This window comes from Sphingomonas sp. PAMC 26617 (assembly GCF_000242835.1).
In the GTDB taxonomy this organism is placed as follows: Bacteria; Pseudomonadota; Alphaproteobacteria; order Sphingomonadales; family Sphingomonadaceae; genus Sphingomonas.
In genome coordinates this window covers 2,643,899-2,657,008 of record NZ_JH594425.1, presented here as the reverse complement: position 1 = coordinate 2,657,008, position 13,110 = coordinate 2,643,899, and the positions used below count along the sequence as shown (strand labels likewise).

The following is a 13,110-nucleotide window of genomic DNA, read 5'->3' as shown; positions in this document are numbered from 1 at the left end:
GAGGGGGATAACCAACGTCGCGCCCGACGAAGCCAGGCTCAGTCGGCGTCGATCAGCGCAAGGGTCCGCGCGTCACGCTCGCCGCCGAACCATTTCTCGAGCGCGTCGCCGATGACGGCAGCACCGCCCGCTGCCTCGAAAAGCGTCAGCGAAGATCGCAATTTCATCGCATCGACCCCGCCGAACACACGCTCCGCGCTCCCCCCGGGAAGTGTCTGCAACGCTTCCACCGCGGTCAGATACCGGCCTCCCAGCAGCTGGTCGTCGATGAAGGCGCGCGCCTCGTCGAGCGTACGGATCGCGAAATGGTTCGCGGTCGAACTGGTTCCCAATCCGGCAATCTGCGGAAAGACGAACCAGATCCAATGGCTACGTTTTTTGCCCGCCCGTATCTCGGAAAGGGCAGTTTCAAACATATCGCTCTGAGCGCTCGAAAAGCGGGAAAGATCGAACTGCGCCATTATCTTGTCCTGATGGTGCTCGGCATCTGTCATCATCAACGTATCACGCCGCGTTTAGTTCGCTACGCCTCACCGGTAGTACGCGCAGCGCGCCAACCTTTGAGCGCCGCAGCATAGGTTTCCTTGGCACGATCGGCCGAATCGCGCAGTGTTTTCAACACGGCAGCCTGTTCCCGCGCCTGATCGCGACGTTTGCGGTCCAGCGCAGCCTGCTCGCGGTCAAGCGCGCGATTTTCCTCGGCATGACGGCGTTCCGCATCCGCGACCGCCGCTTCGGCAGTTTCCAGCGCTTGCGGCGAGGGGCGCGGCGGCGCTGGCCTGGGTTTGCCGTTCGCCCTGGTCGGTGCCGAACGCCTTGCCTTCGCGTTTTCCGGTTCCGCCGCGGCGTCCGTGCTCGCCGCGGGGCGCTCGACTGCAGGTAGTGCCGCGATCTGTTCCGCGGTCGTCCCGCGCGACCGCTTGAGCACCACCCCGGGTTGCGCCAGCGGTTCCTCGGTCAACGCCGGATCGGTGACGATCTCCGCCACGCCGCGCGCGAACAAGTCGTGCGTGCTGCCCCATGCCGCGAGCGCGGCCTTCTTCGTCGGCGCGGCGACATAGGCGTCGTGGAAACCGATCGGGGTGCGAAAGACTTTCAGCGCGCGGGGCATGCGACGACGCTAGACCGCGCGGACTGCGCCGACAACGCAGTGGTAGAACGCGACGGCCTGAAAAGTGGTGCGGGCGGTCGGAATCGAACCGACACTCCTTGCGGAACCGGATTTTGAGTCCGGCGCGTCTACCAGTTCCACCACGCCCGCACGCCAGACCCGCTAGCGTAACCCACGCTTCGCTGCAACACCCTGTTGCAGCGAGATGACAGCTTCACTCAATTCACTGCGGAGCGCCGACGATAGCTTAGCGCCTCCGCAACATGCGCCCGCCCAACCCCGTCGACTCCCGAGAGATCCGCGATGCTCCGCGCGGTCCGCAGCACGCGGGTATAGCCACGCGCCGACAATCGCATCGCCTCCGCCGCCTGCGCGAGAAGTGCACGCCCCGCCGCGTCCGGAGTCGCGACGCGGTCGAGCAGCGCGCCGTCCGCCTCGGCATTGGTCCGCACGCCCTCCCCCGCATAGCGTGCGCGCTGGATCGCGCGGGCAGCCGCGACCCGCGCGGCGACCTCGGCAGAACCTTCGGTCGGGGGCGGCAGGACGAGATCGGCGGCGCTGACGGCCTGCACCTCGATGTGGAGATCGATCCGGTCGAGCAGCGGCCCCGACACCTTCGCCTGATAATCCACCGCGCATCTTGGCGCGCGCGAGCAGGCGAGCGCGGCATCGCCGAGATGTCCGCAGCGGCAGGGGTTCATCGCCGCGATTAGCTGGACCCGCGCCGGGAAGGTCACGTGCGCATTGGCGCGCGCGACGCTCACCGTCCCGGTCTCCAGCGGCTGGCGCAGCGAATCGAGCACGACGCGCTGGAATTCGGGAAGTTCGTCGAGGAACAGCACGCCGAGATGCGCGAGGCTCACCTCGCCCGGCTTGACCTTGAGCCCACCGCCGACCAGCGCCGCCATCGACGCCGAGTGATGCGGCGCACGGAACGGCCGCGTGCGGGTCAGTCGCCCACCGGTCAGCGTCCCCGCGACGCTCGCGACCATCGACACCTCGAGTGCCTCGGCCGCGTCGAGCGGCGGGAGGATGCCGGGCAGGCACGACGCCATCAGCGACTTGCCCGACCCGGGCGGCCCGATCATCGCCAGATTATGCCCGCCCGCCGCCGCGATCTCGAGCGCGCGCTTGGCGGTTTCCTGCCCTTTGACCTGCCGCAGGTCGGGGCCGGGCAGGATCGGTTCCGCCTGCCCTGGCGGCGGCGGGGAGAGCAGCCCGTGGCCCTTGAAGTGGTTGATCAGCGCCAGGATGTCAGGCGCCGCGAGCACGCCCTGCCCCGCCCACGCCGCCTCCGCCCCCTGCGCGACCGGGCAGATCAGCCCCTTGCCGAGTTCCGACGCATGCAACGCCGCGAGCAACACCCCCGGCGACGGCGCGATCCGCGCATCGAGCCCGAGTTCGCCGACGACGACATAGTCGCCAAGGTCCTCGGCATCGACGATCCCCATCGCCGCGAGCAACGCCAGCGCGATCGGCAAGTCGAAATGCGAGCCTTCCTTGGGCAGATCGGCGGGGGACAGATTGACCACGATCCGCTTGGGCGGCAGCGCCAGCCCCATCGCGGCGATCGCGCCGCGCACGCGCTCGCGGCTTTCGCCGACCGCCTTGTCGCCCAAGCCCACCACGTTGAACGCGGGCAATCCCGGGATCAACTGGACCTGCACCTCGACCGCGCGCGCCTCCAGCCCCAGATATGCCACCGTCGACACACTTGCTACCATTGCTTCCCCCCCGGGCCTGCGACGGGGCTTAACGGCACGGCCGATGAAGTCCACCGTCTTGCCAAGCGCGCCCGGCTTCCCACATGCTAGCGCGATGCGATCCACCCGCCACCCGATGCTCCGGCTCACGCTGTTCTCGACGGGGGTCGTGCTCGTCGTCGCCTCGCCGATCGTCGGGGCGATTCCGGGGCCTGGCGGGATCTTCGTGTTCGCGGCGGGACTCGCGCTGATGCTGCAGAATTCGCTGTGGGCGAAGAAGCGTTTCGTCCACGCCAAGCGCCGCTGGCCCAAGGTCGGCCATTATGCGGACATGGGGCTACGCCGCCGCAGCGCCGCCCGCCGCCGTGCGCGTGATCGCGCAATTGACTAGGCCGCCCTTTTTGCCTAGGGGGACAGCTTACGAGGCTGTCCGCGTGGCGGCCCTTTTCTGTTTGCAGTCCTAGGGAATGAACGATGAAGCGGACCTTTCAGCCGAGCAATCTGGTGCGTGCACGCCGCCACGGGTTCCGCTCGCGCATGGCGACCCCGGGTGGCCGCAACGTGATTCGCGCCCGCCGCAACCGCGGCCGCAAGAAGCTGTCGGCGTAAACCGGGATCACCGCGGCGCGACCATCGAGACGATGGCGCGCCGCGCCGATTTCCTCGCCGCGAACGCGGGGAAACGCGCGCCGATGCCGGGATTCGTCCTGTTGATGCGGCGGCGCGACGATGGTTCCCCGGCGATGCGCGTGGGGTTTACCGTCACCAAGAAAGTCGGCAATTCCGTCATCCGCAACCGGCTAAAGCGTCGGCTGCGTGCCTTGGCGCGCGAGCTGTTGCCGGTCGCCGGAGTCGAGGGCGCGGATCACGTGCTGATCGGTCGTAGCGGCGGGATCGAACGCGATTACGCGGCGATGCGCAGCGAATTGACCAAAGCCCTGGCGAAGGTGGTGCGGTGACCTTCACCTCTTTTTCCGTCATACCGGCCTCGTGCCAGTATCCACGGTGCGGCGCGCTCCCGCCGCTGAATTCGGCTGCCGTGCCATCGGCGTGGTGGACCCCGGGGCCAGCCCGGGGTGACGGTCCTTGTTGATGTGCGCCCCGCGCCCCACCCTTCTCGCCCGTGCGCTGATCCTGGTCGCGCGCGGGTGGCAGATCGGCCCGTCCGCGGTGCTTCCGCCAAGCTGCCGCTATCAGCCAAGCTGTTCAAGCTATGCAATTACCGCGCTTCGCCGCTATGGCGCTGTGAAGGGCGGATGGCTGGCCGCGAAACGAATCGCGCGCTGTCATCCCTGGGGCGGGTACGGACCCGACCCGGTCCCATGATCGCCGAAACCCTGATCGACGAACGGATACGACTCGCGTGAAGCACGACAGCAAGAATTTCATCCTCTTCGCGCTCTTTGCCGCGATCATCCTGCTCGGCAGCAACTTCCTCACCCAGAAGTTCTTCCCCGCGGCGAACCCGCCCGCGACAAAGGTCGTCAAGGGCAAGTCGAAGGCGCTCGATACCTCGACCGGCCCCGCCGCGGACGGTGCGATGGCAGTCCGCGATCGCAACCTCGTGCTGCGCGAAAGCGCGGGCCAGCGGATCCGGATCGAGACGCCCAAGCTCAACGGGTCGATCAACCTCAAGGGCGCGTACGTCGATGATCTGACGCTGTCGCAATATCGGGAAACGGTTGCCAAGGGCTCGCCCCCGATTCGGCTGTTCTCGCCGCGCGGGACCAAGGACGCTTATTACGCAGGCTTCGGCTGGTCGGGCGACGGCGTGACCGTCCCCAACGGCGACACTGTCTACACCGCTTCGTCCAACGTGCTGCGCCCCGGCCAGCCGGTCACGCTGTCCTATGCGAACCCGCAGGGCCAGCGGTTCGCGCTGACCGTCGCGATCGACGACAAGTACATGTTCACCGTCCGCCAGGTCGCCGCCAACGGGGGCGCGACGCCCATCGCGCTGCGCGCCTATTCGATCATCTCGCGCACCGGTGTCGGCACCGAGCCGGACACCTGGACCAACCACGTCGGCCCGATCGGCGTGTTCGACAAGGGCGCGACCTACGACATCACCTATGACAATCTGAAGGGCAAGGACGCCTCGTTCTTCGGCAAGATCTGGGGCAGCGGCGCCAAGCCCGGCGAGAACATGTTCGACGGTAATGGCGGCTGGGTCGGCTTTGGCGACAAATACTGGCTCGCCGCGGTCATTCCCGACGCCAACAGTTCGGTCCATGCCGGCTTCACCGCCGCCAAGGGCGACACCTTCCAGGGCGGCTTCACGCTCGCCCCGCGCGTCGTCGCGCCGGGCAAGGCGCTCGTCACCACCGCGAAGCTGTTCGCCGGTGCCAAGGAAACCAACACGCTCGACCGCTATGAGGATCGCCTCGGCGTCCGCCACTTCGGCAAGGCGATCGACTGGGGCTGGTTCGAGGTCGTCGAGAAGCCGATCTTCAAATATCTCGACTGGTTGTTCCGCATGATCGGCAACTTCGGCGTCGCGATCATCCTGCTCACCGTCACGATCCGCACGCTGATCTTCCCGGTCGCGCAGCGCCAGTTCGCGTCGATGGCGGCGATGAAGGCGCTCCAGCCCAAGATGAAGGCGATCCAGGAGAAGTATAAGGACGACAAGGCGCGCCAGCAGCAGGAAGTGATGGCGCTTTACAAGACCGAAAAGGTCAACCCGCTCGCGGGCTGCCTGCCGACGCTGATCCAGATCCCGATCATGTACTCGCTGTACAAGGTGCTGCTGCTGACGATCGAAATGCGCCACCAGCCGTTCGTCGGCTGGATCCACGATCTGTCCGCGCCCGACCCTGCGACGATCCTCAACCTGTTCGGCTATCTGCCGTACCATCTGCCGCCGTTCCTCGCGATCGGAATCGTGCCCGTGCTGCTCGGCGTGTCGATGTTCTTCCAGTTCAAGCTGAACCCCGCGCCGATGGACGATGCCCAGAAGCAGGTGTTCGCGCTGATGCCGTGGGTGCTGATGTTCGTGATGGCGCCGTTCGCGGTCGGCCTGCAGGTCTACTGGATCACGTCGAACCTGTGGACCGTCGCGCAGCAGCGGCTGCTGTATGCGCGTCACCCGGGCATGCGTGAGCCTGCCGCTACGAAGGTCGTCAAGGCATGAGTTTCGAACCCGAAGCGATCGAGGCGGCGCGCAAGATTTTCGCGGGGCCGGTGGCCTTCCTGAAGTCCGCGCCCGCGCTCGAATTCCTGCCCAATGCGGTCGTCCCGGAGGTTGCGTTCGCCGGCCGCTCGAACGTCGGCAAGTCGTCGCTGCTCAACGCGCTGACGCATCGCAACTCGCTCGCGCGTACCTCGAACACGCCGGGCCGGACGCAGGAGCTCAACTTCTTCGACGTCGGAACGCCGCTGGCGTTCCGGCTCGTCGACATGCCCGGCTATGGTTTTGCCAAGGCGCCCAAGGACATTGTCCGCAAGTGGCGCTTCCTGGTGAACGACTTCCTGCGCGGGCGCGACGTGCTCAAACGCGCGCTCGTGCTGATCGATTCGCGCCACGGCATCAAGGACGTCGACCGCGAGATCCTCGAGATGCTCGACAAGGCGGCGGTCAGCTATCGCATGGTGCTGACCAAGGCGGACAAGATCAAGGCAAGCGACCTCGCCGAGGTGACCGAGGCGACGGCGGCTGAAGCCCGCAAGCGGCCCGCGGCGCATCCGGACATTCTGGTGACGTCGAGCGATACCGGGCTTGGTATCCCCGAACTGCGCGCCGCGGTGATCGAGGCGATCGGCTGAGGGGAAGGCGCTGCCCGCGCTGACGGCCTTCTGCTCTACTGCTTCCCCGGCGAAGGCCGGGGCCCAGGAGCGGGCGTTGCGTTTGCGAGCGCAACATCCTGTTACAGCAGCCTTCCCTATTAGGCCTCGGCCTGCGCCGGGGAAGGACAGACAAAGCGGGATCGCTCACCTGGATTAGACGTCCACCGCATCCTGCTCTATACCCGGGGCATGAGCCGTAAGATGCCAAAGCCCCTTCGCCCCCTCCTCATGGCAACCGCATGCGTCGCGGGCATCACGGGCACGTCGGGCGGCGCCTTTGCCCAAAACCTCGATCCGGCGCCTTCTGCCCCTACCAGCTCCACCCCGCGAGGTGACACGATCCGCCTCAGCGATGCCGAGCGCGACGCGATCCTGAACAGCAACACCGTGGAAAGCGCAGCGATTGCTCGCGGCGAACGCGACGAGTCCGGCAAGCCTGGCCTCGGGATCCACGGCGAAGTCGGTGCGATGATCGGTTCGAACGGCCTGCGCAGTGCGTACGGCGTCGCGGCGATCCCGCTGGGCGACAATGCCGGCGCGGTCGTGTCGTTCGAAAGCACGCAGTTCGGCGGGTATCGCCGCGGTCGCTGAGCCCGCCGCCACGCGCCGTTTCCCGTACATTCGAAACAAGAAAGCCGCCGGCACGAGGCCGACGGCTTTCCCTTGGTATCCGGGTGACCCGGATCAGGCGGCGTAGGACAAGCGGGGAGCGCGCGTACGCAGGCGACGCAGTGCAAAGCCGATCCCGCCGAAGCCCAGCAGCATCATCGCCCAGGTCGCAGGTTCGGGAACCGCGCCGGTCGGCTGGAAGTTGGCGCGCTGCGCGACCGACCCGTCCTGCGTCGTGAAGGTGCCTCCCAAATTATAGCCGGTCGCGTTGGTGCGGAAGATATAGGTCGCGCTGGTCTGGTCGCCCGCTTCCAGCCCATTGTCGCCGAAGTCCGCCCGGACGACCGAACCGCTGCCGTTGCGCGAAGCGGTCGTGGTCGAGCCGGGGGGGCCCTGCAAATTGGGGTTGTTGGCGGCGGCGAAGATGCCCGCGCCGTCGAAGTCGGTCGTATCGACCAGTGCATCGACGGTATAACCGAGGAAGCCCGCGGTGGTCAGGTTGTACACCTCATCGCCCGCATCGATCGTGCTGATTGCGACCTGATAATAGAAATCCAGCGTCCCCAGCGTGTTCTGATACACCGCGCTGCGCAGAAAACCGGTGTAAGTGGTGGCACCGGTCGTCCCGGTCTCGATCTCGGCGAGCCGGGTTCCGCGCGTGGCGGCGTTGAATGCCGAAAAAGCCACGCCACTCTGGCCGGGCATCAGGACGGTGGCGCTCGCCGGCGCGGCGGCCGCGACGCCCATGGCGGTCGCTATCGCCAGAAATCCGATATGCTTCATGAAACTTCCCTTTCCAACGGATTGAGCAGGACCAGCGGTCACCCGCTCGTCACCGGCGCGCATCAGCCGCCAGGCGCGGAAGGAACGTTAATGTTCGGTAAATATACGCAGTCTCGTACGAAAGAAGGTAACCAGCGCACGGGCTTTTCAGGACATATTATGACGCGCCGCGCCGGCGCAAACTTTCCCACCAACGCGTCTGGGCAATCCGTGCAGGGCCGTACGCCGGTTCACCCATTCGCCACGCGGGTGTTGAACCCCGGGAGTCTCCCCCGTCGTTCAGCCCTCGGCGTAGGTCGCCGCATGCTCCACCGGAAACGCCACCGACCGCGCGATGAAGCAATGCGCGCCGACCTGCGCATGGAGTGCATCCGCCGCCGCCACATCGCTCCCCGCCGCCAGCGTGATATGCGGCCGCAATATCGCGCGGACGAACCGTCCGGTCCCGTCGGGCGCGCTTTCGCCCAAGCCGAGCGGATCGTCGGCATAGCCCGTCACGACGATCCCGGCGCTGCTCGCCAGATGCAGGAACCACAGCATGTGGCACGCCGCGAGCGACGACAGCAGCAGATCCTCGGGATTGGGCAGCGCCGGATCGCCGCCGAGCCGTGGATCGTTCGAGCACGCGACCGCCGCCCCGCCGGGCGTCACCAGGTCCCAGGTCCGGTCGTATACCCGGTAGCTTTGCGTCCCCGCCCCGCGATTGCCGGTCCACGCGATCCGCGCGGTGAAATCGTGCCCCACCATGCTACCCCTCGATGATGTGCGGCACGAAGCGCGCGGTATTGCCCGTGATCGGGCCGTCCTCGCGGATCCCCATGCCCGCGGGCGCGCCGTCGACCACCCACGCGCCGATCACGGGGCGCTGCGTCCCGCTGCCGGGCAGGTCGTAGAGCGCCTGGTAGACGAACCCTTCCGTGCCATAGTCGCCGGCACTTTCCGCCAGCGTCGCGCCGCCCTTGACCAGCGTCACGTTCGCACCCTCGCGCGCGAGCAACGGCTTGCGGACATGGTCCCCGATCAGCGGCGTCCGTCGCGCCTCGAGCAGATTGGGGTGCCCCGGGAACAGTTCCCACAAAACCGCGAGGATCGCCTTGTTGCTCCACAGCATCTTCCAGATCGGCTCGATCCACAGCGTCGTGCCGAGGCTTTCGACCAGATCCTTGCCGAACGGCTCGTTCACCAGCCATTCCCACGGATAAAGATGGAAGATCGCGTCGATCGGCATGTTGTCGAGATCGACGAACCGCCCCCCTGCGCTGTCCCAGCCGAGTTCCGGCATTTCGATCAGCCGCGTCTCGATCCCCGCCGCGCGTGCCGTATCGGCGAGATAGGCGGTGGTGACGCTGTCCTCCCCCGCCGCATCGGCGACGTGCGCGAGATACAGCGCGCTGCTCCCCGGCGGCGGCGCGATGTCGCGCCACTTGGCGATCAGCGCCTCGTGCAGGCGGTTATACTGGTCCGCATCCGGGAAGACCGCTTCCTTCCAGTCCCACTGGATCACCGCCGCCTCGACCAGCGAGGTCGGCGTGTCGCAGTTGAACTCGAACAATTTGGGCGGTGCCACGCCGTCATAGCCAAGGTCGAAGCGCCCGAAATTGAGCGCGGGCGGCTCGGCGTTCCACGAATCGTGGATGGCGTCGTGGCAGAAATCGGGAATGCCGAAATCGCCCAACAGTTCGCGGTCGAGCACGTGCTGGCCCGCCGCGATGAACATCTCGTACAGGTCGGCGCTCGCCGACTCGATCGTCGCGATCTGCGCGGCGGTGAAGCTGTAGCACGCGCTTTCGTCCCAATAGGGCTTGCCGTCGGCAGTGTGCCAGACGAGCCCCAACGCCTCGACCTGCGCCTGCCAGTCGGCGCGCGGCGTCGTGTCGATCCGGCGCATCACTCGCCACCCCCGCCGCCGCCACGCGCGCTCATGCCGAAGCCACCGCGCGATACGGTCGCGGCGGACGCGCGCACGTAGCTCGTCCCGGCGCGCGGCGACATATAGCCCCCCGCCAACGGTCGCCCCATCGGGGGCACGACGCTGCCGCGCGAGAGGTAATACCACGCCGCCGCGCCCATGATCGCGCCGTTCATGCCGTGCCCGCCACCGCTGCGCGCGCAATTGGCGTCCGCCGTGCGCACGCCGTTCGCATCGCGGCACACCGCGACATCGGACCGGGCGACGTCGGTCGAGGGGCCACAGCCGCTCGCCAGCAACGCGGTCGCGACCGCGCTGGTGATGGGTAGAAATCTGGGATCGAACGTACGCTTGGTCATCGAAAAACCTCCCCTTGTATCGCGAGCATAAGGCACGCGGGGCGGCGGGAACAGGAAAACCGGGCCTAGCCGTGCCCAGGACCAGCCGCTGGCAGTGACTGCGGCTCCCGGACTCCCGCCTTCGCGCGAGAACGGTGCAAGACGGTTTCGTTCCGACCAGAACCCTCGCTCGCCACTCCTCTGCTCAGTCGCGCTTGTCCTCGACCAGCGCGAGGAACGGCTTGGCGAGCCCGTGATACAGCCGCTCGCGGCACACAAGCGTGCTCGCCGCGTCCGCGATCAGCGCGGTCGCGAACAACGGCAAGATCATCCCCCGTGCAGCGGTCGCCTCCATCACGATGATCACCGCGGTCAGCGGCGCGCGCACCACGCCGACGAAATACGCCGTCATGCCAAGGAGAACGACCGCCCCCGCCGGTTCGGCGCTGAACAGCCCGGTCAGCAAATTGCCAAGCCCCGCCCCGACCGCGAGCGACGGCGCGAAGATCCCGCCCGGCGCGCCGCTGAGCGTCGTCGCGAGCGCCGCGAGGAACTTGGCGGGGCCGAAATATTGCGATTGCCCCGTCCCCTCGACCAGCGCGCGAGTCGCGCCATACCCTGTCCCCCAGGTGCTCCCGCCGGTCGCGATTCCCAGCACCGCCACGACGAGACCGCAGCCGAGCGCAAGCAGGATCGGTCGAGACCGCGCGACCACCACCGGACGCCATTGCGTCGTCGCGAACCCGAGCACCAGCCGCGCGAAGCCACCCCCCGCCGCGCCCCCCAGCACGCCTGCGACCGGCGCCAGCGTCAGCACCGCGGTCACGCCGAGCGTCGCGTGCATCGCGCCGAAATAGACGTAATCCCCCGAGATCCCGAGGCTGGTCAGGCCCGCGATCATTACCGCACCCATCACCAGCACCGCGACGCGTTGTTCATAGGCGGCGGCAAGTTCCTCGATCGCGAAGGCCACCCCTGCGAGCGGGGTGTTAAACGCCGCCGCCACGCCCGCCGCGCCGCCCGCGATCAGCACGCCCGCGGTGATCGGGACGCGGAAGTAGCGATGGACCTTGACCATGATCGCCGCGCTGACCTGCACCGTCGGCCCCTCGCGCCCGACCGAGGCACCGCCGAGCAGCATCACCACCGTCAGCACGAGCTTGGCCGCCGCGGTCCGCAGCGAAACCAGCGCCGCCGCCGCACGCGATTCGGGCGCGCGGCTCGCCGCGATCACCTGGGGAATGCCCGAGCCGCGTGCATAAGGCGCGAACCGCCGGGTGATCCACACCACCAGCACGAACACCGCCGGCGTCAGCACCAGCGGCGCATACGGCCAGCGGACCACGAACGCCGCGAAGAATGCCTGCGCCCGGTCGCTGACCCCGGCAAACGCCAGCGCCGCTAGCCCGAGCAGCACCGCGCCGACCCCGGTCGCGAGGCGTCGCCGCAGCCGCCCGAGATGCTCCCCCGCCTGCCGCGACCCGCGCCGCCGCCAGACGATGGAGACCAGCCGGACGAGATGGGGGATGTTGCGACTCATGCCGCGCGTCTTGCGGGATCGGTCCCGGGGACGCCACCCGGGATTGCGACGTTGCGTGGGATCGGGCGCTCGCTTAGGCAGGGAATATGAAACTGATCATCGGCAACAAGGCCTATTCGTCCTGGTCCATGCGCGGCTGGCTCGCGTGCAAGCAATCGGGCCTGCTGTTCGAGGAGGCGGTCGTCCCGCTGTACGACGCCGAATGGGACAAGCGCCGCGAGGGCGACGAGTTCGCGCCCTCCTCGGGCAAGGTGCCGATCCTGTGGGACGGCGACGCGGTGGTGTGGGACAGCCTCGCGATCGTTGAATATCTCGCCGAGAAGACCAGCCGCGACCTGTTCTGGCCCGCCGACGATTCGGCGCGCGCGATGGCGCGCTCGATGGCGGCGGAAATGCATTCGAGCTTCACCGCTCTGCGCCGCAAGCACAGCATGAACGTCCGCCAGATCTTCGCGCCCGTCGCCCCCGATGCCGACGTCCTCGCGGACCTGCAGCGAATCATGGAATTGTGGGCGCAGGCCCGCGCGCGCTTCGGTGGCGAGGGGGACTTCCTGTTCGGCGCGTTCGGCGCAGCGGACATCATGTATGCGCCGGTCGTCACGCGGATCATCACCTACGGCCTGCCGATCGCGCGCTTCGCGAACGGGTATATGGACGCGGTGCTCCACCACCCGTTCGTCCAGGACTGGATCGCGCAGGCGCAGGAAGAGGAATGGGTGATCGAACAATACGAGCAGCCCGCCGCGACCGTTTAACCCACGCGTCATCCCCGATCAGGGCAAGCGCCGCGTTTCATACGGCGTTCCATCGCGATGGTAGTAGCCGTCGGGCCCGAAGCGCATGTCGATGTCCGGATAATCCCCGCCCAACAGCCTCGGCCCCGCGCCGATCGCGACGAACACGCAGTCCGCATCGCTGCGGTTCTGCAAATGATGCCCGCTCCGCGTCCCCGCGGCGAAGGCCGCGACGTCGCCCGGACGCAGGACCGTCTCCCCCGCGTCCTCGACCAGCACGGCTTCCCCCGCCAGCATGACGACCACCTCGTCCTCGTCCTCATGCCAGTGGCGCTGCGACGACCACGCGCCGGGCGCCAGCACGACGTGGCTCGCGCCGAGGTGGACCAGCCCGGCGACGGGCGCCAGGCGACGGTACAGGCGCCCTTCCACCGCGGCATCGAACGGCGGCGGATACCCCGTTGCATTTGTCTGGGGGATCATCGCGAGATCGAGTTTCGGCACCATTCCCTCCGGCTGATCGCTCGGTGGAATGGCGCCTCCCGGTCGTTTCGACAAGACACCGAAAAGGCCGCCGATCCCATCGGACCGGCAGCC

The 13,110-nt window shown here is 67.6% G+C and carries 17 protein-coding genes and 1 tRNA gene; 8 read left to right on the top strand and 10 right to left on the bottom strand.

What is annotated here, in order from left to right; genetic code table 11:
- Window positions 1–38 precede the first annotated feature (38 nt).
- From RH91_RS11765 to RH91_RS11750, 4 genes are all read right to left on the bottom strand, one after another.
- Window positions 39–497 (bottom strand): DUF1810 domain-containing protein, encoded by a 459-nt coding sequence (locus tag RH91_RS11765; protein ID WP_010162959.1) that lies wholly within the window; start codon window positions 495–497, stop codon window positions 39–41.
- 26 nt (window positions 498–523) lie between these two features.
- Window positions 524–1,111, bottom strand: coding sequence for a hypothetical protein (locus RH91_RS11760; protein WP_010162958.1), 588 nt, complete (start codon window positions 1,109–1,111; stop codon window positions 524–526).
- A 65-nt stretch (window positions 1,112–1,176) separates the two neighbouring features.
- Window positions 1,177–1,261 (bottom strand) — tRNA-Leu (locus RH91_RS11755).
- 68 nt (window positions 1,262–1,329) lie between these two features.
- Window positions 1,330–2,835, bottom strand: coding sequence for a YifB family Mg chelatase-like AAA ATPase (locus RH91_RS11750; RefSeq protein WP_010162957.1), 1,506 nt, complete (start codon window positions 2,833–2,835; stop codon window positions 1,330–1,332).
- Window positions 2,836–2,929: 94 nt separating this feature from the next.
- On the opposite strand from RH91_RS11750, the gene RH91_RS11745 reads away from it, so the two are divergent.
- The 7 genes from RH91_RS11745 to RH91_RS11720 all read left to right on the top strand — a co-directional run bounded on the left by RH91_RS11745 (window position 2,930) and on the right by RH91_RS11720 (window position 7,191).
- Window positions 2,930–3,205, top strand: coding sequence for a hypothetical protein (locus tag RH91_RS11745; RefSeq protein WP_232283487.1), 276 nt, complete (start codon window positions 2,930–2,932; stop codon window positions 3,203–3,205).
- A gap of 83 nt (window positions 3,206–3,288) precedes the next feature.
- A complete protein-coding gene (rpmH, locus tag RH91_RS11740) occupies window positions 3,289–3,423 on the top strand; it encodes a 50S ribosomal protein L34 (protein WP_010162954.1) in 135 nt (44 codons plus the stop codon).
- A 32-nt stretch (window positions 3,424–3,455) separates the two neighbouring features.
- Window positions 3,456–3,773, top strand: coding sequence for a ribonuclease P protein component (rnpA, locus tag RH91_RS11735; RefSeq protein WP_010162953.1), 318 nt, complete (start codon window positions 3,456–3,458; stop codon window positions 3,771–3,773).
- 133 nt (window positions 3,774–3,906) lie between these two features.
- Window positions 3,907–4,140, top strand: a complete 234-nt coding sequence (gene yidD, locus RH91_RS21650; protein ID WP_010162952.1) for a membrane protein insertion efficiency factor YidD — start codon at window positions 3,907–3,909, stop codon at window positions 4,138–4,140.
- A 37-nt stretch (window positions 4,141–4,177) separates the two neighbouring features.
- A complete protein-coding gene (gene yidC / locus RH91_RS11730) occupies window positions 4,178–5,947 on the top strand; it encodes a membrane protein insertase YidC (protein ID WP_010162951.1) in 1,770 nt (589 codons plus the stop codon).
- Window positions 5,944–6,579 (top strand): ribosome biogenesis GTP-binding protein YihA/YsxC, encoded by a 636-nt coding sequence (gene yihA, locus RH91_RS11725; protein WP_010162950.1) that lies wholly within the window; start codon window positions 5,944–5,946, stop codon window positions 6,577–6,579. Before yidC ends, yihA begins: the two co-directional genes overlap by 4 nt.
- A 249-nt stretch (window positions 6,580–6,828) precedes the next feature.
- The gene (locus RH91_RS11720) at window positions 6,829–7,191 is read left to right on the top strand and encodes a hypothetical protein (protein ID WP_010162949.1); all 363 of its coding nucleotides are present in this window, start codon (window positions 6,829–6,831) and stop codon (window positions 7,189–7,191) included.
- Between the two features lie 93 nt (window positions 7,192–7,284).
- Here the strand turns inward: RH91_RS11720 and RH91_RS11715 are convergent, their stop codons facing one another.
- The 5 genes from RH91_RS11715 to RH91_RS11695 form a co-directional block, all read right to left on the bottom strand.
- Window positions 7,285–7,992: a PEPxxWA-CTERM sorting domain-containing protein gene (locus RH91_RS11715; protein ID WP_010162948.1), complete on the bottom strand. Its 708-nt coding sequence runs from the start codon at window positions 7,990–7,992 to the stop codon at window positions 7,285–7,287.
- A 279-nt stretch (window positions 7,993–8,271) separates the two neighbouring features.
- Entirely contained in the window at window positions 8,272–8,739 is a 468-nt protein-coding gene (locus RH91_RS11710) for an OsmC family protein (RefSeq protein WP_010162947.1), read from the bottom strand.
- 1 nt (window position 8,740) lies between these two features.
- Window positions 8,741–9,880 (bottom strand): glutathionylspermidine synthase family protein, encoded by a 1,140-nt coding sequence (locus RH91_RS11705; protein ID WP_010162946.1) that lies wholly within the window; start codon window positions 9,878–9,880, stop codon window positions 8,741–8,743.
- Complete coding sequence (locus tag RH91_RS11700; RefSeq protein WP_010162945.1) at window positions 9,880–10,260, bottom strand: hypothetical protein; 381 nt, start codon at window positions 10,258–10,260, stop codon at window positions 9,880–9,882. Before RH91_RS11700 ends, RH91_RS11705 begins: the two co-directional genes overlap by 1 nt.
- Before the next feature lie 184 nt (window positions 10,261–10,444).
- On the bottom strand, window positions 10,445–11,779 hold the full coding sequence (locus tag RH91_RS11695; protein ID WP_010162944.1) for a chloride channel protein: 1,335 nt from the start codon (window positions 11,777–11,779) through the stop codon (window positions 10,445–10,447).
- An 86-nt stretch (window positions 11,780–11,865) separates the two neighbouring features.
- Here RH91_RS11695 and RH91_RS11690 point away from each other — a divergent pair, with 86 nt between their 5' ends.
- Entirely contained in the window at window positions 11,866–12,534 is a 669-nt protein-coding gene (locus RH91_RS11690) for a glutathione S-transferase family protein (protein ID WP_010162943.1), read from the top strand.
- Window positions 12,535–12,552: 18 nt separating this feature from the next.
- Here RH91_RS11690 and RH91_RS11685 read toward each other — a convergent pair whose 3' ends face one another.
- Window positions 12,553–13,020 (bottom strand): cupin domain-containing protein, encoded by a 468-nt coding sequence (locus tag RH91_RS11685; RefSeq protein WP_010162942.1) that lies wholly within the window; start codon window positions 13,018–13,020, stop codon window positions 12,553–12,555.
- Window positions 13,021–13,110: the final 90 nt, after the last annotated feature.